We start from the raw sequence: 19,753 nt of genomic DNA on the forward strand, positions 1-19,753 counted from the left end.
CCCTAAACGGGAAAAAGAGCGTGGCCAAAAACAACAAACAAAAACCACCAAACACACTATTGAGTTCTCAAACAACAGACCAGATTTTTGGTTGGCCCCGATTTGGGGCAACCCCGCCAGCCTAATCTTGCTCTGACTGACTTGTCAAGTCGCTCCCGGCCCGGTTGTTTTCTCCGCTCCGCGGCGACTTCAAAAGATTAGCCTTAGCGCCGTCGCGACGTCAAATCGGCTGGTCAGCGGCATTTTCAGCTGCAGACCACGATGTCGCAGTCCGCCTACGCGCCTACTCTTTCGATCTCAGCGCCCAGGCTCACGAGGTTTTCCACGAACAACGGGTAGCCCCGATCGATGTGAAAGACGTCGTGAACTTCAGTCTCCCCGTCCGCGACCAAGCCCGCAAGGACCAATCCGGCGCCGGCCCGGATATCCGACGACCACACCGGGGCGCTCGACAACTGCGGGATTCCACGCACCACCGCGTGATGACCATCGGTACGCGCGTCGGCCCCGAGCCGGATCATCTCCTCGACGAACCGGAACCTGGCTTCGAACACGTTCTCGGTGATCATCGAGGTGCCGTCGGCAATCGCCGCCAACCCGATCGCCATCGGTTGCAGATCCGTCGGAAAGCCCGGGAACGGCAGCGTCGCCACGTTGACCGCCTTCGGCCGCTCGTACTGGACGACCCGGAAGCCGTTGTCGTTCTGCGTCACCGTGGCGCCGGCGTCGTGCAGCTTGTGCAGCACCAACTGCAGATGTTGTGGGTCCACGCCCGTCACCGAGATGTCTCCTCGGGTCATCGCCGCCGCGATCCCCCACGTGGCCGCCACGATGCGATCGCCGATGACCCGGTGCTCGGTGGGATACAGCCGATCGACACCGGTGATGGTCAGGGTCGAGGTTCCGGCACCGCTGACCTTGGCACCCATCTGGTTGAGCATGGCGCAGATGTCGACGATGTCGGGTTCTCGTGCGGCGTTGTGGATCGTCGTGACCCCCTCGGCCAGGACCGCCGCCATCAGGATGTTCTCTGTCGCTCCCACCGACGGGAACTCAAGCTGGATCTCCGCGCCCCGCAGATGGTCGGCCTCGGCCACCACACAGCCGTGCTCGATATTGCAGGTGGCGCCCAATTGCCGCAGCCCAGCCTGGTGCATGTCCAGCGGCCGCGATCCGATCGCATCCCCGCCGGGCAGGGCAACCCTGGCCTTCTTGCATCGGCCCACCAGCGGGCCCAGCACACACACCGACGCGCGGAACTGGCGGACCGCAGCGAAATCAGCGTCGTACTTGGGTTCGTCCGGAGACGTGATGCGCACGGTGTCACCGTCGAGCTCCACCGTGGCGCCCAGTCCCCGCAACACCTCCGCCATCAGCGGCACATCGAGGATGTCGGGGCAGTTGGTGATCGTGCTCGTCCCCTCGGCCAGCAATGACGCAGCCATCAGTTTCAGCACACTGTTCTTTGCGCCGCCGACAGCAACTTCACCTGATAACCGGTTTCCCCCGGTCACCAAGAATCGCTCGCTCACGCCGGTTAGTGTAAACAGCCCGCCGTCGAGTTTCCGCCTGCTCGCGCAGATCCGGCGAGCCCCGCCCAGCTGTTCCCACGCCCGGTACGGTTCAGATATGGCAGTGCATCTCACCCGTATTTACACCCGCACCGGCGACGACGGCACCACCGGGCTCAGTGACTTCAGCCGGGTGTCAAAGAACGACTCGAGGCTGGCCGCCTACGCCGATTGTGACGAAGCCAACGCGGCCATCGGCGTCGCGGTGGCCCTTGGCGAACCGAGCCAGCAAATAATGGCCGTATTGCGCCAGATTCAGAACGATCTGTTCGACGCGGGCGCTGACCTGTCCACCCCGGTGGTCGAGAACCCGGAATACCCGCCACTACGCATCTCCCAGTCGTACATCGACCGGCTGGAGAAATGGTGCGACGAGTTCAACGAAGCGCTGCCGTCCCTGAACTCGTTCATCCTTCCCGGCGGCACGGCACTGTCAGCGTTGTTGCATGTCGCCCGGACCGTGGCTCGTCGGGCGGAACGAGCAGCCTGGATTGCTGTGCAGGAACACGGCGACTCGGTGAGCGTCCTGCCGGCCAAGTACCTCAACCGGCTCTCGGATCTGTTGTTCATCCTGTCGCGGGTTGCGAACCCGGACGGCGACGTGCTCTGGCAGCCAGGTAAGGATCAGTAGCTTCGCCGCCGAGCCCGGGGGGACGGCCGCGATTCAAGCCACGAAGTGAAGGCGGTCAGCGCGCCTCGGTCAAGAGCGATCTCGTAACCCTGCCGGCGTTCCGGGCTGGTGTCGCGCAGTTCGAGGATCACGATCTGATCGGACATGATGTCGAACTCGTCGCCGCGCGGGGCTCGGCGCGATACGACTTCCAACCCGCGCCGGCTCAGTCGCCGGTCCGGCCACCATCGAAAGCTGGACAGCCGGTAGAAGCCGGCCTCGCCGCCGCGGTAACGCATCACGCCGTGACGCCAGCCTTGGCCGCCCACCGCGGGAAAGTCGCGCAAGATGGCCGCTGTGCCGCCGACCTGCCGCAGCTTCCACAGCCGGTAGCTCAGTGCTCCGACCACCAGTAGCAAAACGCAGATGAGCGCGACCATGCCGATCATGGGCGCGCTCATCTGTGTCTGTCTCTGTCGTCAGTCGATCTGGCCGAGAGCACGCAGACGTGCCCGACCCCATGCCGCTGTCTGCTCGTCGTCGGACTCGGCATCTCGCTTGGCCGCGTCGGCATCGATCTCGGATTCGAACTGGGCGTTCTCCACCAGGATCCGGACGGTCTCCTCGGTCACCGAGAGGAAACCACCGTCGACGGCGATGCGCAGATCGTCCTCACCCTCACGCTCGACCCGAACCATCGCGTCGTCGACGAGCTGCGCCACCAACGGAATGTGGCGCGGCAGAATGCCGATCTCACCGGCGGTGGTCCGAGTGAAGACGAACGTAGCGGTGCCGGACCAGAGCTCACGCTCGACGGCAACGATCTCGACGTTCAAATCTGCCATGTCACACCACCTCTCGCACTCGCATGTCTACCGTGGTCACAGCTTCGCGCCGAGGCTTTCGGCCTTCTTCGCCAGGTCGTCCAGACCACCGATGAGGAAGAACGCCTGCTCGGGCAGGTGATCGAACTCGCCCTTGGCCAGCTTGTCGAAGGCCTCGATGGTTTCCTTGAGCGGCACGGTCGAACCCGGCTGACCGGTGAACTGCTCGGCCGCCATCATGTTCTGGCTCAGGAAGCGCTCGATCTTACGGGCGCGGTACACCAGCACCTTGTCCTCTTCCGACAGTTCGTCGATACCGAGGATGGCGATGATGTCCTGGAGATCCTTGTAACGCTGCAGGATTCGGATGACTTCCTGGGCAACGCGGTAGTGCTCGTCGCCGACGATGCTGGGGTGCAGGATCGTCGAGGACGACGCCAGCGGGTCCACCGCGGGGAAGATGCCCTTGGAGAACACCGCACGCGAAAGCTCGGTGGTGGCGTCGAGGTGGGCGAACGTGGTGGCCGGCGCCGGGTCGGTGTAGTCGTCGGCGGGCACGTACACGGCCTGCATCGAGGTGATCGAACGACCACGGGTCGAGGTGATGCGCTCCTGCAGCTCACCCATCTCGTCGGCCAGCGTCGGCTGGTAACCCACGGCCGAAGGCATACGACCCAGCAGGGTCGAGACCTCGGAACCGGCCTGGGTGAACCGGAAGATGTTGTCGATGAACAGGAGCACGTCCTGGTTTGCCTCGTCACGGAACCACTCGGCCATGGTCAGCGCCGAGAGGGCCACGCGCATACGGGTGCCTGGCGGCTCGTCCATCTGGCCGAACACCAACGCGGTGTCCTTGAGCACGTTGGCGTCGGCGAGCTCGACCCACAGGTCGTTGCCTTCACGGGTGCGCTCACCCACGCCGGCGAACACCGAGGTACCACCGAAGTTGCGGGCGATACGGTTGATCATCTCCTGGATCAGAACCGTCTTACCCACACCGGCGCCACCGAACAGGGCGATCTTGCCGCCACGCACGTACGGCGTGAGCAGATCGACGACCTTCAGACCGGTCTCCAGCATCTCCGTGCGGGGCTCCAGGTCGGCGAAGGCCGGCGGCTTGCGGTGGATGGACCAGTGCTCGAACTCCTTGCCGTAGCCGGGTTCGTCGAGGCAGTCACCCAGGGCGTTGAACACGTGGCCCTTGACGTCGTGGCCGACGGGCACCGAGATCGAGGCACCGGTGTCGCTGACGTCGGCGCCACGCACCAGACCGTCAGTGGGCTGCATCGAGATGCAACGCACCAGGTTGTCACCGAGGTGCTGGGCAACCTCAAGCGTCAGGGTCTTGGCCAGCGCGCCGTAGCTGATGTCGGCGTGCAGCGCGTTGAACAGTTCGGGCACCGCGCCGCGCGGGAACTCCACGTCCACCACCGGGCCGGTGATGCGGACTACGCGGCCCGCCGTCTTCTCTGCAGTAGCAGTCATTCTCTCTTCGCTTTCCTACGAGGCTTTCGTCTTTGTCCGGCTATCGCGCATCGGCCAACGCGTTCGCGCCGCCCACGATCTCGCTGATTTCCTGGGTGATCTGTGCCTGACGTTCGCGGTTGGCCGCGAGCGTGAGTCCCTTGATCAGTTCGTCGGCGTTGTCGGTGGCCGACTTCATGGCGCGCCGGCGCGATGCCGACTCCGAGGCCGCCGCCTCCAGCAGCGCCGCGTACACGCGGGTGGCGATATAGCGCGGCAGGAGCGCGTCGAACAGGGTCTCTGCGCTCGGCTCGAACGAATACAGCGTGTGCGGACCGGTCTCCGCCTCGCCGACGTACTCGACGACCATCGGTGCGATCCGCAGCGCGTTGGCGGTCTGGGACAGCATGGACCGGAATTCGGTGGACACGATGTGCAGTTCGTCGACGCCTAGAACACCATCAGGGCCGGCGTCGTCGCCGGCGTCGTCAGCACCGGACATGAACGCCGTCACCAGGGTGTCGGCGATCGCCTTGGCGTCCTCGTAGGTGGGCCGCTCCGAGAAGCCGGTCCAGGACTCGGTCACCGTCCGCTGCCGGAAGCTGTAGTAGCCCAAAGCTTTCCGGCCGACGACGTAGAGCACCGGGTTCTTGCCCTCTTCCCGCAGCAGCGAGAACAGTTCTTCGGCCCGGCGCAGCACGTTGGCGTTGTAACCGCCGCAGAGACCGCGGTCCGAGGACACCACCAGCACACCGGCCCGCTTGGGGTTCTCCCGCTCGACGAGCAGCGGGTGATCCAGCGCGCTGGCACCGGCCAGCTCGGTGAGCATGTTGGTGATCTCGGTGGCGTAGGGCCGAGCCGCATCGACTCGGGCCTGCGCCTTGGCGATCCGCGACGTGGCGATCAGCTCCTGTGCCTTCGTGATCTTCTTGATCGACGAGGCGGAGCGGATGCGCCCGCGTAGCTCGCGAAGTGTGGCTGCCATTGGTTACCTAGGCCTTCTTGGGAGCCGGCTTGCGGACCTTGACCGATTCCTTCTCAAGGTCCTCGGGATCCAGGGCCTCGGCCTCGGCGTCCTTGGCAACCACGGAGCTGCCGTCGGAGGCCGCGAAGCCCTTCTTGAACTCGTTGATGACCGAGACCAGCTTCTCCTCGTTTTCCTCGGAGAGCTTCTTGGACTCCTTGATGCCCTTGAGGATGTCGGAGTGGCTGGCCTTCACGTGCTCCAGCAGCTCGTCGGTGAAGCGCGAGACGTCTTCGGCCGGAACCGAATCCAGGTGGCCCTGGGTGCCGAGGAAGATCGAGACGACCTGATCCTCGACGGCCAACGGGCTGTACTGGGCCTGCTTGAGCAGCTCGACCAGGCGCACACCGCGGTCCAGCTGGGCCTTGGAGGCGGCGTCCAGGTCGGAGGCGAAGGCCGCGAAGGCCTCCAGCTCGCGGTACTGCGACAGATCCAGACGCAGCGAGCCGGCAACCTCTTTCATCGCCTTGATCTGGGCGGCACCACCGACGCGGGACACAGACACACCGACGTTGACGGCCGGGCGGACACCCTGGTTGAACAGGTCGGACTCCAGGAAGCACTGGCCGTCGGTGATCGAGATGACGTTGGTCGGGATGTAGGCCGAGATGTCGTTGGCCTTGGTCTCGATGATCGGCAGGCCGGTCATCGAACCACCACCGAGCTCGTCGGAGAGCTTCGCGCAACGCTCCAGCAGACGGGAGTGCAGGTAGAACACGTCACCCGGGTATGCCTCGCGGCCCGGCGGGCGGCGCAGCAGCAGCGAGATGGCGCGGTAGGCCTCGGCCTGCTTGGTCAGGTCGTCGAAGACGATCAGGACGTGCTTGCCGTTGTACATCCAGTGCTGGCCGATGGCCGAGCCGGTGTAGGGAGCCAGCCACTTGAAGCCGGCGGCATCCGAGGCCGGGGCGGCGACGATGGTGGTGTACTCCATGGCGCCACCCTCTTCCAGCGCGCGCTTCACGCTGGCGATGGTGGAACCCTTCTGGCCGACGGCGACGTACACGCAGCGCACCTGCTGCTTGGGGTCGCCGGTCTCCCAGGCCTCACGCTGGTTGAGGATGGTGTCGACGCAGACGGCGGTCTTGCCGGTCTTGCGGTCACCGATGATCAGCTGGCGCTGGCCACGGCCGATCGGGGTCATGGCGTCGATGGCCTTGATGCCGGTCTGCAGCGGCTCGGAGACGCTCTGGCGCTGCACCACCGAGGGAGCCTGCAGCTCCAGGGCGCGGCGCTCTTCGGCCTCGATGTCGCCCTGGCCGTCGATCGGCTGGCCCAGCGGGTTGACGACGCGACCGAGGAACGCGTCGCCGACCGGCACCGAGAGCACCTCGCCGGTGCGCTTGACCTGCTGGCCTTCTTCGATCTTCTCGAACTCACCCAGGATGACGGCGCCGACGCTGTGCTCGTCGAGGTTCAGCGCCACACCCAGGACACCGCCCGGGAACTCGAGGAGTTCCTGGGTCATGACCGAGGGCAGGCCCTCGACGTGTGCGATGCCGTCACCGGCGTCGACGACGGTGCCGATCTCTTCGCGCTCGGTGTCGGCGGAAAACGAGGATACGTAATCCTCGATGGCACCTTCGATATCAGCAGCCGAGATTGTCAACTCTGCCATGGTTTTTCGTCTTCCTACCTAGATCTTCGGGGTGGTTCGTGGTTCGTGTTAGTCCGGCAGCTGCGTCGCGGCGGCGGCCAGTCGGGACGAAATGGAGCCGTCGATCACCTCGTCGCCGACGGTGATCGACAGACCACCGAGCAGTTCCGGGTCGACGTGCAGCTGGACCGACACCGGGTGGCCGTAGATGCGGGTCAGCACCTCCGACAACCGGGTCCGCTGGGAATCGTTGAGGTCGGCCGCGGCGGTCACGTGGGCGACCACCTCTCCGCGGCGCGCCACTGCGAGCTCGGCGAGGTCGATGACGGCTTCGTCGGCGCGCTCACCGCGCAGCAGTGCCACCGTCTGGACCAACAGCGCTGCTGCCGTCCCGTTCACGCCCGCGCTGCCGCTGATCACCTTGTTCAACAAGCCGATTCGACCGTCAGCGGGGGTGGTGGAGTCACTGAGCAGGGCAGCGAGCTTGGGTTCGGCGTCGAGCAGGCGGCCGAACCGGAACAACTGGTCCTCCACCTCGTCGACCTCACCGGCGGTCTCGGCGCGCTTGAGCAGCGCCAGACGCGCGGTGTGTTCGATCGCGTCGACCAGGTTCGACTCGACCGACCAGCGCTGCGAGACCGCGGTCCGCAGCACATCCAGCGTGGGGGCGCCGACCTTGCCGGACAGCACGCGCTCGAGCAACCGCACCTTGGGAGCGGCGTCGTCGGTCGGTTCGGCCAGATGCTTGGCCAGCGCGGTCTCCGTCAGCAGCACCTTGGCCACCGAGGTCAGCTCGTCGGCCAGCGTGGTCAGCCCGTCGGCGTCCAGGCCGCCTGCCACCGAGTCGAACTTGTCGACCACGACGGTCAGCGATTCACGGCTGGCGGCCCGCAGCCGGGCCGTGGCGGCGGTTTCGATCACCACGGCCGACGGGGCCATCTGATCGAGCTCGGCCAAGAACCGGTCGACGGTGGCCGATTGCGCGGCCGGGTCGGCGACATGTGCCCGCACCAGAGCGTCGGCCTTGGCCACCGACTCCGATCCGAGACCGGTCCGCAGCTGACGGATGAGCTGCTGGCGCATCAGCTGAATCTGCTGCGCGCCCTGCGCCTTGATCCGCTCGGCCTCGGTGCCGGCCTGTTCGGTCAGCTGAGCGGCGATCCGCTCGGAGTCTTGCGAGGCCTCATCCGTGACCTTGGCCGATTCGGCCTTGGCGTCGGCGAGTGCCTTGGCATGCATCTCATCGGCATCGGCGAGCTTCTTCGCCGCGTCGGCGCTCTCGGCGAGCGCGACCCGCACGGCTTCCTGTTGCTTCTGCATCAGGTTCCGCACCGGCGGCACCACCCACTTGATGATGATGAATGCGATGACGGCAAAGCCGATCAGCTGCCCGATAAATATCGACATCTACTGCGTCCCACCTGATTTCACGTCGACGCCCAAAATTCGGCCGGCCAGGGTCTGCGAGAGCCCGTCCACCGACGACTCGAGCCCGGACCGCACCTCGGCACTCAGGGCAGCGAGCTGCTCGTCGGCCTGGCGCACATTCTCGGCCACTTCGGAGTTGGCCTCGGCACGCTTGGCGTCGACCACCTCGCGACCGGCGGCACGCGCCTGGTCGCGGATTGCCGATGCCTCGGTACGCGCCCCGGCCATCGCCTCGTCGTAGTCGGCCTGCGCCGCGGCCACCTGCTCGGCTGACTTCCGATTGTCGGCGGCGGTCTTGGCCAGCATCGCTTCCCGCTCTGCCAGCACCTTGCCGACCGGAGGCACTACCCACTTCGCGATCACACCGAGCACGATCAAGAAGATGATCAGCACGGCGAAGAAGGTTCCGTTGGGGACCAGAAAGTTGCTCTGGCCCCCACCGCCTTCCTCCGCCGCGAGGAGTGTCAATTCACCCATGCTGATGGACTACTGCAGACCCGGGGTGGCGAAAACGAACAGCGCCATGAAGGCCAGGTTGATGAAGTACGCGGCCTCCACCAGACCGACGGTGATGAAGAACGGGGTGAACAGCCGGCCCTGGGCCTCGGGCTGACGGGCGATGCCCGAGATCAGCGCGTTACCCGCGATACCGTCACCGATACCAGCGCCGATGGCGCCGCCACCCATGATCAGACCGCCACCGATCAGCGCACCGGCGGTGATGAGGGCGTTGGGGTCGAGATTCATTCCTTTTATCCTCCTTGATAACTGGTGGCCCAAAAAATGTTGCCGCCAGGAGTTCGTGTCGTGCGGTTACAGATGTCTAGCTGGTCATGCTCAGTGCTCGTCGTGGTCCAACTCCATCGACTGGCTGAAGTACAGGATCGTCAACAGCGAGAAGATGAATGCCTGGATCAGGCCGACGAACAGGTCGAAGGTCTTCCAGATCGCGTTGGGTGCCCACTGGATGTACCAGGGGAACATCGCGATCAGCGCGACCAGGATGCCACCGGCGAAGATGTTGCCGAAAAGACGGAGGGCCAGCGAGATCGGCTTGGCCAGTTCCTCGACGATGTTGATGGGCGCGAGCAGGGCGACGTGACCCTTGACCACCTTGACCGGGTGGCCGATGATGCCGCGACGCCAGATGCCCGCTGCGTGGTAGCAGACGAACACGAACAGGGCCAGCGCCAGCACGAAGTTGATGTCGGAGGCCGGCGGCTTGTACCACTCGGCCGCGGCGCCGTCCGGTCCGCCGTACTGCAGTGGCAGCACCGCCAGCCAGTTGGAGATCAGGATGAAGACGAAGATCGTCACCGCCAGCGGCAGCACGAACGGGGCCACCTTCATGCCGATCGCGCTCTCGATCTGGCCGCGCATCTGGATGGTCAGCGCCTCCCAGAACAGCTGTACACCGCCGGGCACGCCGGTCGAGGTGACCTTGGCCCGCAGCACGAACGCCAGCGCGATCACGATCACCGCGGTGATTGCGGTGGCCAGGATGGTGTCACCGTTGAACGTCATCCCGAACAGCTCGAACACCATGGTGTGGTGGCCGACGTGGATGGCGGCGCCACCCTCTTCGGCGGCGAGCACGGTCGTCGTCTGAGTCATTTAGGTCAGCTCAACCCTTCGATTCCGTATCCAAGACATCCAGGCCGTTCGCGCGGATCTTGCGCAGCACGGGGACGCTGGTGCTCATCACCAGCAGCGCCTGGAAAATCGCCAGTCCGAACAGCACCGCGATGCCGCCGGACGTTTTGAAGACAAATGCGATGCCGAGTGCGATCGCGGTGATGATAAGCAGACGCGTCGCCGAGTTGACGGCCATCTTTTTCTTGAGCGGGTGGTCCTCGGCCGTGATCGACTCGACCGCCCGACGCACCAGCAGGGCATTGATCAAACCGAGTCCGAGACCGACGCCGAAGAAGGCGCCGAACAAGATGTGCCCGGTGAAGCCGGCGGCCACCATGGCCAGCGCAGTGAGTGCGACGCAAACGATGAGCAGGCGTAGCGGCCGAAACGCCACTGACGGAAACACCAACGGCGCGTTCTGCGCTGGTGTTGTCACCGCTTCACCCCAATCCCGCTGCCACGGAAAGCTGTCCCCTCGGACATGCCATCGACGGCCACCACCGTCTGGCAAAATCCTGTGTGTGCCCGCCGAGAATATCGGAGGGCAACGGGCGGGCTGGACTCACCCACGGGGTAGCTCCCTTTGTCGGTCGTTGATCGGCACCTGACGGTTCGTCGAACCGATGGGCCGGGCCGGCAACCCGCGAGGTTTTTCGGGTTCTGCCAGAAGGGTAACACATGGTAGACACCCCTAAACCGGGCCTACTACTTTTTGTCGTACTCGTCTTCGTGCTCGTCATCGGACCCTTCGCCACCGCGCTGTAACAGCGGTATCAGAGTCACCACGATCGCGACCAGAATGGCCGCCGCCACCACCGCTCCGGTGTAGCGGGGATCGAAGAAAATCGTCGCGGCCGCACCGAAGGCGATGATGCCCACCCACAGATAGATCAGCAGCACTGCGCGCCGGTGCGAATGGCCGATCTGCAACAACCGATGGTGCAGATGCATCTTGTCGGGACTGAGCGGGCTGCGGCCGGCCCGGGTGCGCCGGACGATCGCCAGCAACGTGTCGAGCGCGGGCACCAGCATCACGGCGATCACCAACAAGAACGGCGAGAGCAGTGCGAACACGTCGCGGGCGCCGTAGGCGTTCTGGGAGATCGGGCCGGCAGCCGTCGTCGACGCCGCGCCCAGCATCAGGCCGATCAGCATCGACCCTGAGTCGCCCATGAAGATCTTGGCCCGGTGAAAGTTGTGCGGCAGGAAGCCCAGGCACGCCCCGGCCAGGACCACCGAGATCACCGCCGGCGGATAGAACAGCACGTCACCACCGTGATCGCGCAGCAGGCCGACCGAGAACACACAGATGGCCAGCGCGGTGATGAGACCCAGGCCGGCGGCCAGGCCGTCGAGACCGTCGACGAAGTTCATCGCGTTGACGATCGACACCGTGAGCGCCAGCGTCAGCAGGATCGAGGACACCTGGTCGAGCACGATCGTGCCCACTCCCCCGATCGGGATGTAGAGCACGCTCCACGCCACGCCCATGGTGACCAGCACGCTGGCCGCGGTGATCTGCCCGGCGAACTTCGTCAGGGCATCCAGACCCCAGCGGTCGTCGATCAGCCCGATGGCCATGATCAACCCGCCGGCCACCACCACCGCGGGCATACCGGTGGAATAGACGAAACCTCGTGTCAGCGCAGGCAGTTGAGAAGCCAACAGCACCGCGGCCGCCACCCCGATATACATGGCCAAGCCGCCCATACGGGGAATGGGATGCACATGGACATCACGTTCGCGGGGGTAGGCGACAGCGCCGAACCGGATGGCCAACACCCGCACCCAGCCGGTGGCGAAGTAGGTGATGATGGCCGCGGTCAGCCCGACGAGCGCCAGCTCTCTCAGCGGCACCCCGGCGCCGCGATCCGACAGCGCCAGAAGGCCGGTGTTGACCGCGGGGATCACTGCGTCGGCGGCCGTCATCACCGATGCACCGTACTGCAGCAAGCTGAGTTCACTCCGTAGGCGTTGTCAGGCTGGCGGCTTCCACGCCGACGACCCTGGCGATGTCGGCGGCAGTGATCGGGCCCTCGCGCAGGATGCGCGGGTGCGCGCCGGTGAGGTCGACGATCGTGGACGCGGCTTGCTGTTCGGCGGGGCCGCCGTCGAGGTAGACCTCGACCTTGTCCCCGAGTTGTTCGTGGGCCTCGGCCGCGGTCACCGCCGCGGGTTGGCCGGAGACGTTGGCACTGGACTGGGCCATCGGACCGACCTCGCGCAGCAGCTCGATCGCCACCGGGTGCAGCGGCATCCGGAGCATGACGCTGCCGTTGGCGTCGCCGAGATCCCACTGCAGAGACGGCGCCTGCGTGACGACGAGGCTCAGTGCGCCTGGCCAGAAAGCGCGGATCAGTTCCCGGGCGGCCGGCGGCACCGAGTACACGAGCCCGTCGATCGTGCTCCACGAACCGACGAACACCCCGACGGGCATGTGGCGGCCGCGGCCCTTGGCGGCGAGCAGACTGCCGACCGCCTCACGATCGAAGGCGTCGGCCCCGATCCCGTACACGGTGTCGGTCGGCATCACCACCAGCCGGCCGCCCTTGACCGCGCTGGCCGCCGAGGCGATGCCGGTCGCACGCTGATCGACATCGGTGCAATCGAAGATGGTCATGTCGGCTCCCCGGTCGGTGCGCGCATCAACTCAGCTTCTCCCAATCCGGGTCGCGGTGACAAAGCGGGGTCGTCCGGCCAGGTCGCGGCGCCCGGTCACGCCGGTGAAATGTCCGTCGTCGACGAAAGCATCGACGGTCAGCTGCGAGGTGGTGTCGTCGTGTTCGACGGCGCACGGCGCGTCGGCACGCAGCCATCGGGCGGCCAGAGCGACGATCGGCCGGATCACCGACATCCCGTCCGGGCCGCCGAACAGCGCACGGGCCGGATCGTGGTCGGCCACCTCGGGTTCCAGGACGGTGCCCTCGGGGATGTACGGCGGATTGGACACCAGCAGGTCCACCCGGTCATCGAGTTCGGGCGCCAGCCCGGACGTCGTGACGTCGGCGGCCACCACCTCGACGCGCGTCCCGGCCGCGTTGCGCCGGGCGAATTCGAGCGCGGCGGGCGAGTCCTCGACGGCCAGCACCCGGGCGTCGGGGTGTGCGGCGGCCAGCGCCAATGCCAGCGCACCCGATCCCGTGCACAGGTCGACGATCACAGGGTTGGGCGGAAGCGGTTGGGCCAGAGCCCATTCCAACAGCGACTCGGTTTCCGGCCGGGGAACGAAGACGCCCGGCCCGACCGCGAGGGTCAGCGGACCGAAGGCCGCGGTACCGAGAAGGTGCTGCAGGGGTATCCGCCGTGAGCGGGCGGCGACCAGTTCGTCGTAGGCGGCGTGGAACTGCACACCGGGATCGTCGAGCAGCAGCAACCGGCCACGGTCGACACCCGCGACGTGCGCGGCCAGCAGTTCGGCGTCGATACGTGGGGATGCGACGCCCGCGGCGGCCAGCTGGGCCGTTGCGGCGTCGATCGCCTGCCGCAGTGGGGTCATGACTTCGCCGGCGAGCCGGCCGATGTCTCCTGCTGAAGCCGTGCCTGTTTGTCGGCGACGCCCAACGCGTCGAGCAGTGCGTCGAGTTCTCCGTCGAGCACCTGGTCGAGGTTGTGGGCCTTGAAGTTGATCCGGTGATCGGCGATCCGGTTCTCCGGGAAGTTGTAGGTCCGGATGCGCTCGCTGCGGTCGACTGTGCGGATCTGGCTGGCCCGGTCGGCCGAGGCGTCGGCCTGGGCCTGTTCTTCGGCCAGTGCCTGTAGCCGGGCGGCCAGCACCTGCATCGCCCGGGCCTTGTTCTGCAGCTGCGAACGTTCGTTCTGGCAGGTGACGACGATGCCGGTGGGCAGGTGGGTGATGCGCACCGCCGAGTCGGTGGTGTTCACGCCCTGACCGCCCTTGCCCGAGGATCGGTACACGTCGATGCGCAGATCCGACTCGTCGATCTGGACCTGCTCGACCTCGTCGGGCTCCGGGTAGACCAGCACCCCGGCGGCCGAGGTGTGCACCCGGCCCTGCGATTCGGTGACCGGCACCCGCTGCACGCGGTGCACGCCGCCTTCGAACTTCAGCCGCGACCACACGCCGTCGGCGGAATCGCCCTTGCTGGTGATCGACAACGTGGCGTCCTTGTAGCCGCCGAGATCGGAGAACGTCTCGTCGAGCACCGTCACCGACCAGCCGTGCCGTTCGGCGTACCGGATGTACATGCGGGCCAGGTCGGCGGCGAACAGCGCCGACTCTTCCCCGCCTTCCCCGGACTTGACCTCCATCACGATGTCGTCGGCATCGTGCGGGTCCCGGGGCGCCAGCTGGTCGGTCAGTTGGGCGTCGAGTTCGGCGACCTTGGTGGTCAACTCGTCCACCTCGGCGGCAAAGCTGGCATCGTCGGCGGCGAGCTCACGGGCCGCCTCCAGGTCACCGCGGGCGGCCTCCAACTTGCGGTAGGTGCCCACGACCGGCGACACCTGGGCGAACCGTCGGCCCACTTTGCGCGCGGCTGCGGCGTCGGCGTGCAGATTCGGGTCGGCGAGCTGGCGCTCGAGGTCAGCGTGCTCGGCCAGCAAAGCTTCGATCGCCGGCGCCACATCTGTGTCGGTCACTGGCAACTCCTTCCTGTCCGTCCCGAATTCGGCCGTGAAACGAGAACAGCGCCCAGATCTGCGCATCTGCGACAGATCGGGCGCTGTTGACGTAGCTACTTGTCGGCGGCAGCCTTGTCACCGGCCGGCTTGCGCTTGCCGTACCGCTTCTCGAAGCGGGCCACGCGGCCGCCGCTGTCGAGGATCTTCTGCTTGCCGGTGTAGAACGGGTGGCACTGCGAGCAGACCTCGACCACGATCTGGCCGCTCTGCTTGGTGCTGCGGGTCTGGAAGGTATTGCCGCAACCACAGTGCACCGTGGTGTCGACATACTCAGGGTGAATGCCTGTTTTCATGGGTTCCTCTTCAATCGTTGGCCCGGGTCGCCCGTGATTCAGATGGACGTGAACCGGGACCGAGGGTCGGCGGTCCATTATGCCAGGTCAACCGCCAACAGCCTAAACGCGTGATGAGCGGCGGCTATTCCCCCGGCGTTCCCGCGGGGCCGACGGTGTAGCCACTCCCCCGTCGATGCCACAGCACGCGGCCCCGGTCTTCGGCACCGGCCGCGATCAACTCGCGTTTGAGGACTTTGTTGGTGGCCGTCGTCGGTAGTTGGTCGGCGATCCAGACATGACGCGGCCACGCCTTGGGCGACAGGTCGGATTGGGCGGCCAGGAACTCGGCGAACTCGGTTGGGTCCAGCACCGCGTCGTCCTGCAGCACGATCGCGGCCATCACCTGGTCACCGACGTACTCGTCGGGCACCGGGTAGACCGCGACGTGGTTGACGGCCGGATGACGGCCGAGAATCCGTTCGATGGGTGCCGAGGTCATGTTCTCGCCGTCGACGCGCATCCAGTCCGCCGTCCGTCCGGCCAGGTAGATCCAACCGTCGGCGTCGCGGTAGGCCAGGTCACCGGACCAGTACATGCCGTGACGCAGCCGATCCTGGGTGGCAGAGTCGTCGTTGTAGTAGCCCTGAAACAGCCCGGCGCCGGTGGTGTTGACCAGTTCGCCGATCGCCTTGTCTCCGTTGACCAGGACACCGTCGGCATCGAATTCGGCGACCGCGCATTCGGTCACGGTCTGCGGGTCGTAGATCGCCACCCCGGGGAAGCCCTTGCCCACCGAGCCCTGCGGGCAGCCGTCCTCTCGCGTGACGATCACCGCGCCCTCGGTGGAACCGAAACCGTCCCACACCTTGGCGCCGAACCGGCGACCGAACTCGGCGATGTCCCGATCGCTGGCCTCATTGCCGAAGGCCACCCGCAACGGGTTGTCGATGTCGTCGGGCTTTTCCGGCGTCGCCAGCACATAGGCCAGCGGCTTTCCGACGTAGTTCATGTAAGTGGCGCCGTAGCGGCGTAGGTCGGGCAGGAACCCCGAGGACGAGAACGTCGCCGGGGCCATCGCCGCACCAGAGCCCACGGCAACACTCCAACCGGCCAGCAGGGCGTTGGAGTGGAACAGCGGCATCGACAGATAGCAGACGTCCTGCACGGTGACACCGAAGCGTTCGACCAGGGCCATCCCGGCGAACAGCACCGTCATGTGGGCCACCTGGACGGCCTTGGGGTCACCGCTGGTGCCGGAGGTGAAGATCATCATGAACGTGTCGGTCGGACCGACTTCGCGCAGCGGCGCGAGTTCCCCGGCGTCGGCGCACAACTGCGCCCATTCGTCGCCGTCGGTCTCCAGGACCCGCACGCCGGGTAGGTCCAGCCCGGCCAGCAGATCGCGGTGGGCCGCGTCGGTGAGCAGGATCTGGCAGTCCGCGCGCAGGATGTCCTTGGCCAGCGCGGCGCCGCGACGGGTGTTGTTGATGCCGCACAACACGTAACCGCCGAGGGCGGCCGCGGCCATCGCGGTGAGCATGTCCGGTGTGTTGCCCAGCAGTGTGCCGATGTGGACCGGCCGGCCCGGATCGGCCAGCATCAGCAGGGCGGCCGCCTGTCGCTTGGCGGAGGCGAGGTGTTCGCGCCAGGTCCACCTATTGTCGCCGTACTTGACGGCGATCGCGTCGCTCCCTTCGTGTTCGCGGAGCAACTGCTGCAGCGTTTCGGCCATCGGAGGATCCCCAAGCTAAGTGAACAGATCGACAAAACTGTCTACCATGGTGTGGCGCGACAGGGAACGTCCTTGGCACAATCATCTCCCAGCCCCACCAGAGCGTCAGGAGATGCCCGAGTTGACCAGCACTGATCCGCGCCTTGAGGTCGGCCGCAGCGTGCGCGATCGACTCATGGACGCGGCCGAGGAATGCTTGCGGACCAAAGGGATTCGCGCGACGACGGTTTCGGAGGTGGCCGAGGCCGCCGGCGTGTCGCGCGGGTGGCTCTACCGGCACTTTCCCGACAAGGTCTCGCTGCTGGGCGCGGTGATCGTGCGACTCAACGACACGTTCTGGTCGGAAGCCCACGCCATGCTCGAGCAGATCGACGGTTTGGACCGCCAACTCGCCTGGGGGGTGGGCAACGGCCTACGCGCCTATGACGATCCAGGCGCGGTGCTGCTCAAACTTCGCACCGACGAGCCCGAGGAGTTCGCCGCCTGCGCCGGCGCGGGCGTGCAAGGCCTCGTCCCCGATCTGGCCGAATTCTGGACCCGCTACCTTCGGTCCGCCCGCGACCGAGGCGAGGTCCACGCCGACATCGACACCGCGGAGGCTTCGGAATGGGTTGCGCGAGTGGTCATTTCACTTGCCACGGTACCGGGCAACACATTGGACCCCAATGACGGAGATGCGGTACTGGCCCACGTGCGACGCTACGTGATGCCGGGCTTGAAAGCCGATCCCGCACTCTGACGCAAAAGGCCCCGCCGGTGGCGGGGCCTTACGCGCGTCGTATGGATCAGTCGACGTCCATCGAGCCGGGCGCGGTCTTGGAGACCTGGACCAGGAACTCGTAGTTGTTCTTGGTCTTGCGCAGCTGGCTCATCAGCAGGTCGATGGCCTGATGGGAATCCAGGCCGGACAGCACCCGGCGCAGCTTGTGCACGATCGCGAACTCGTCCGGGCTGAGCAGCAGCTCGTCCTTGCGGGTACCGGACGGGTTGACGTCCACCGCCGGGAACACCCGACGCTCGGCGATCTTGCGGTCGAGCTTGAGCTCGGCGTTACCCGTGCCCTTGAACTCCTCGAAGATCACCGTGTCACCGGTGGAGCCGGTCTCGACCATCGCCGTGGCGATGATGGTCAACGAGCCGCCGTGTTCGATGTTGCGCGCCGCACCGAGGAAACGCTTCGGCGGGTACAGCGCGGTGGAATCCACACCACCGGACAGGATGCGACCCGAGGCCGGGGACGCGTTGTTGTACGCACGGCCCAGACGGGTGATCGAGTCCAGGAGCACGACGACGTCCTTGCCCTGCTCGACCAGGCGCTTGGCCCGTTCGATCGCCAACTCGGCGGCCTGGGTGTGGTCTGACGGCGGACGGTCGAAGGTCGAGGCGATGACCTCACCCTTCACCGAGCGCTGCATGTCGGTGACCTCTTCCGGACGCTCGTCGACGAGCACCACCATCAGGTGGCATTCCGGGTTGTTCTTCGTGATCGCGTTGGCGATGTCCTGCATGATCGTGGTCTTACCGGCCTTGGGCGGCGACACGATCAGGGCACGCTGCCCCTTGCCGATCGGCATGATCAGATCGATCACACGGGTGGTCAGCCGCTCGGGCGTGGTCTCCAGGCGCAGCCGCTGGTTCGGGTACAGCGGGGTCAGCTTGGTGAAGTCCGGCCGGTTCTTGGCCGCTTCGACCGGACCGCCGTTGACGCTGTCCAGACGCACCAGCGGGTTGAACTTCTGCCGCGGGTTGTTGCCGCCGCTGTCGCCCTCGCGAGGCACGCGCACCGCTCCGGTGACCGCATCACCACGACGCAGTCCGTTCTTGCGGACCATGTTCATCGAGACGTAGACGTCATTCGGTCCGGCCAGGTAGCCCGACGTGCGGACGAAGGCGTAGTTGTCCAGCACATCGAGGATGCCGGCGACCGGCTGGACGACGTCGTCCTCGCGCAGCTCGGTCTCGCCACCGCCCTCGCCGCCACGTTCCCCGCGGCGGCGACGGTCACGGTCGCGGAAGCGACGGCCGCGCCGGCCCTGACGGCCGTCTCCATCGCCATCGTCATCGGCGTTGGAATTGCCGCCCCGGTTCTGCTGGTTGTCGGACTGATCGGACTGGTCGCGAGCCTGGCCTTTGTCCTGCTTCTGGTCCCGGTCTTGCTTTTGGTCCCGGTCCTGTTTTTGGTCCCGGTCCTGCTTTTGGTCGCGGTCCTGCTTTTGGTCGCGCTTCTCGTCCTGCTTGTTCTCGCCGTCGGACTGCTCGCGCTTGTCGCGCCGGTCCTGCCGGTCGCGCTTGGGCTGCTTTTCCTGCGGCTCAGCGGACTCGGTCTTGGCGTCGGCTCCGGCCTCGGCCGGGGTATCGGCCTTCGCCTCACCCTTGGCTTCGTTCTTTGCCTCGCTCTTGACCTCGCTCTTGGGCGAGTCGTCCTTGCCGGCGTCCTCGGCGGCGGGCGCACCGGCCTGGCGCGAGGAGCCCCGACGCTCACGGCGACGCGGCGCCTGCTGCTCGCCGGCATCGGCACCGGTGTCCTGCTGGGCGTCGGCGGCGGCCTGCTGAGGGGCCTCGGTGGCGCCGTTGGACTCGCCACGGTGGGCACGGATAGCTGCGATCAGTTCGCTCTTGCGGAGGCCGGACGCGCCTTCGACGCCGATTTCCTTGGCCAGCGCACGCAGCTCAGGCAGCACCATGGTCGACAGCGACGCGGGCCGGGCGCCCGAAGCGCGCCGCGCGGTGTTCGATCCGGACGCAGAGGCAGCAGCCGGGGCCGCGGTACCGACGGTCGCAGCGCTTTCAGATGATCCGGCGCTTTCAGATGTCACGGCAGTCGGCAAATCCCCAGTGCCGTTGGCATTGTCAGCCGTGAAGAGGTCCGTATCTGTCACGGATTTCCTTTCTTTCCCTCGCTCATCAGGTCGCGCGAGGGTTCCCCAAAGGTCGATGCGCGTTCAGCTGAAC

At 66.2% G+C, this 19,753-nt stretch carries 20 protein-coding genes; 2 read left to right on the plus strand and 18 right to left on the minus strand.

Annotated features, from left to right (window positions below):
- Positions 1 to 275 precede the first annotated feature (275 nt).
- On the minus strand, positions 276 to 1,532 hold the full coding sequence (gene murA, locus A5740_RS10275) for a UDP-N-acetylglucosamine 1-carboxyvinyltransferase (protein ID WP_067772428.1): 1,257 nt from the start codon (positions 1,530 to 1,532) through the stop codon (positions 276 to 278).
- A gap of 97 nt (positions 1,533 to 1,629) precedes the next feature.
- Between murA and A5740_RS10280 the strand changes: the two genes are divergently transcribed.
- A complete protein-coding gene (locus A5740_RS10280) occupies positions 1,630 to 2,202 on the plus strand; it encodes a cob(I)yrinic acid a,c-diamide adenosyltransferase (protein ID WP_076193707.1) in 573 nt (190 codons plus the stop codon).
- On the opposite strand, the gene A5740_RS10285 is transcribed toward A5740_RS10280, so the two are convergent.
- The 16 genes from A5740_RS10285 to fadD1 form a co-directional block, all read right to left on the minus strand.
- Complete coding sequence (locus A5740_RS10285; RefSeq protein ID WP_076193709.1) at positions 2,196 to 2,642, minus strand: DUF2550 domain-containing protein; 447 nt, start codon at positions 2,640 to 2,642, stop codon at positions 2,196 to 2,198. The genes A5740_RS10280 and A5740_RS10285 overlap by 7 nt on opposite strands.
- Before the next feature lie 18 nt (positions 2,643 to 2,660).
- The gene (locus A5740_RS10290) at positions 2,661 to 3,026 is read right to left on the minus strand and encodes a F0F1 ATP synthase subunit epsilon (RefSeq protein WP_076193711.1); all 366 of its coding nucleotides are present in this window, start codon (positions 3,024 to 3,026) and stop codon (positions 2,661 to 2,663) included.
- A 36-nt stretch (positions 3,027 to 3,062) separates the two neighbouring features.
- Positions 3,063 to 4,490 (minus strand): F0F1 ATP synthase subunit beta, encoded by a 1,428-nt coding sequence (gene atpD / locus A5740_RS10295; protein ID WP_076193713.1) that lies wholly within the window; start codon positions 4,488 to 4,490, stop codon positions 3,063 to 3,065.
- A gap of 40 nt (positions 4,491 to 4,530) precedes the next feature.
- A complete protein-coding gene (locus A5740_RS10300) occupies positions 4,531 to 5,454 on the minus strand; it encodes a F0F1 ATP synthase subunit gamma (RefSeq protein ID WP_076193715.1) in 924 nt (307 codons plus the stop codon).
- 7 nt (positions 5,455 to 5,461) lie between these two features.
- Positions 5,462 to 7,111, minus strand: a complete 1,650-nt coding sequence (gene atpA, locus A5740_RS10305) for a F0F1 ATP synthase subunit alpha (protein ID WP_067772412.1) — start codon at positions 7,109 to 7,111, stop codon at positions 5,462 to 5,464.
- Between the two features lie 48 nt (positions 7,112 to 7,159).
- Positions 7,160 to 8,497 carry a F0F1 ATP synthase subunit B/delta gene (locus A5740_RS10310; protein ID WP_076193717.1) on the minus strand — a complete coding sequence of 446 codons (1,338 nt, stop codon included), beginning with the start codon at positions 8,495 to 8,497 and terminating at the stop codon, positions 7,160 to 7,162.
- Positions 8,498 to 8,995: a F0F1 ATP synthase subunit B gene (locus A5740_RS10315; RefSeq protein ID WP_076193719.1), complete on the minus strand. Its 498-nt coding sequence runs from the start codon at positions 8,993 to 8,995 to the stop codon at positions 8,498 to 8,500. It lies immediately after the preceding gene.
- Between the two features lie 9 nt (positions 8,996 to 9,004).
- Positions 9,005 to 9,265, minus strand: coding sequence for a F0F1 ATP synthase subunit C (locus A5740_RS10320; RefSeq protein ID WP_003885300.1), 261 nt, complete (start codon positions 9,263 to 9,265; stop codon positions 9,005 to 9,007).
- A 90-nt stretch (positions 9,266 to 9,355) separates the two neighbouring features.
- Positions 9,356 to 10,132, minus strand: a complete 777-nt coding sequence (atpB, locus tag A5740_RS10325) for a F0F1 ATP synthase subunit A (RefSeq protein ID WP_076193721.1) — start codon at positions 10,130 to 10,132, stop codon at positions 9,356 to 9,358.
- Positions 10,133 to 10,142: 10 nt separating this feature from the next.
- The gene (locus A5740_RS10330) at positions 10,143 to 10,589 is read right to left on the minus strand and encodes an ATP synthase subunit I (protein ID WP_076193722.1); all 447 of its coding nucleotides are present in this window, start codon (positions 10,587 to 10,589) and stop codon (positions 10,143 to 10,145) included.
- A 269-nt stretch (positions 10,590 to 10,858) separates the two neighbouring features.
- Positions 10,859 to 12,082 carry a UDP-N-acetylglucosamine--decaprenyl-phosphate N-acetylglucosaminephosphotransferase gene (gene rfe, locus A5740_RS10335; RefSeq protein ID WP_175616215.1) on the minus strand — a complete coding sequence of 408 codons (1,224 nt, stop codon included), beginning with the start codon at positions 12,080 to 12,082 and terminating at the stop codon, positions 10,859 to 10,861.
- Between the two features lie 31 nt (positions 12,083 to 12,113).
- Positions 12,114 to 12,773, minus strand: coding sequence for an L-threonylcarbamoyladenylate synthase (locus A5740_RS10340; protein ID WP_076193725.1), 660 nt, complete (start codon positions 12,771 to 12,773; stop codon positions 12,114 to 12,116).
- Between the two features lie 30 nt (positions 12,774 to 12,803).
- The gene (gene prmC / locus A5740_RS10345; protein WP_076193727.1) at positions 12,804 to 13,649 is read right to left on the minus strand and encodes a peptide chain release factor N(5)-glutamine methyltransferase; all 846 of its coding nucleotides are present in this window, start codon (positions 13,647 to 13,649) and stop codon (positions 12,804 to 12,806) included.
- Positions 13,646 to 14,752, minus strand: a complete 1,107-nt coding sequence (gene prfA, locus A5740_RS10350; RefSeq protein ID WP_076193729.1) for a peptide chain release factor 1 — start codon at positions 14,750 to 14,752, stop codon at positions 13,646 to 13,648. Before prfA ends, prmC begins: the two co-directional genes overlap by 4 nt.
- Before the next feature lie 95 nt (positions 14,753 to 14,847).
- The gene (gene rpmE, locus A5740_RS10355) at positions 14,848 to 15,087 is read right to left on the minus strand and encodes a 50S ribosomal protein L31 (RefSeq protein ID WP_076193731.1); all 240 of its coding nucleotides are present in this window, start codon (positions 15,085 to 15,087) and stop codon (positions 14,848 to 14,850) included.
- 124 nt (positions 15,088 to 15,211) lie between these two features.
- Entirely contained in the window at positions 15,212 to 16,801 is a 1,590-nt protein-coding gene (fadD1, locus tag A5740_RS10360) for a fatty-acid--CoA ligase FadD1 (RefSeq protein WP_076193733.1), read from the minus strand.
- A gap of 112 nt (positions 16,802 to 16,913) precedes the next feature.
- Here fadD1 and A5740_RS10365 point away from each other — a divergent pair, with 112 nt between their 5' ends.
- Complete coding sequence (locus A5740_RS10365) at positions 16,914 to 17,540, plus strand: TetR/AcrR family transcriptional regulator (RefSeq protein WP_076193735.1); 627 nt, start codon at positions 16,914 to 16,916, stop codon at positions 17,538 to 17,540.
- 46 nt (positions 17,541 to 17,586) lie between these two features.
- On the opposite strand, the gene rho is transcribed toward A5740_RS10365, so the two are convergent.
- Positions 17,587 to 19,680, minus strand: coding sequence for a transcription termination factor Rho (gene rho, locus A5740_RS10370; protein WP_076193737.1), 2,094 nt, complete (start codon positions 19,678 to 19,680; stop codon positions 17,587 to 17,589).
- Positions 19,681 to 19,753 lie beyond the last annotated feature (73 nt).

The sequence above is a fragment of the Mycobacterium sp. GA-1841 genome (assembly GCF_001954135.1).
GTDB lineage: Bacteria > Actinomycetota > Actinomycetes > Mycobacteriales > Mycobacteriaceae > Mycobacterium.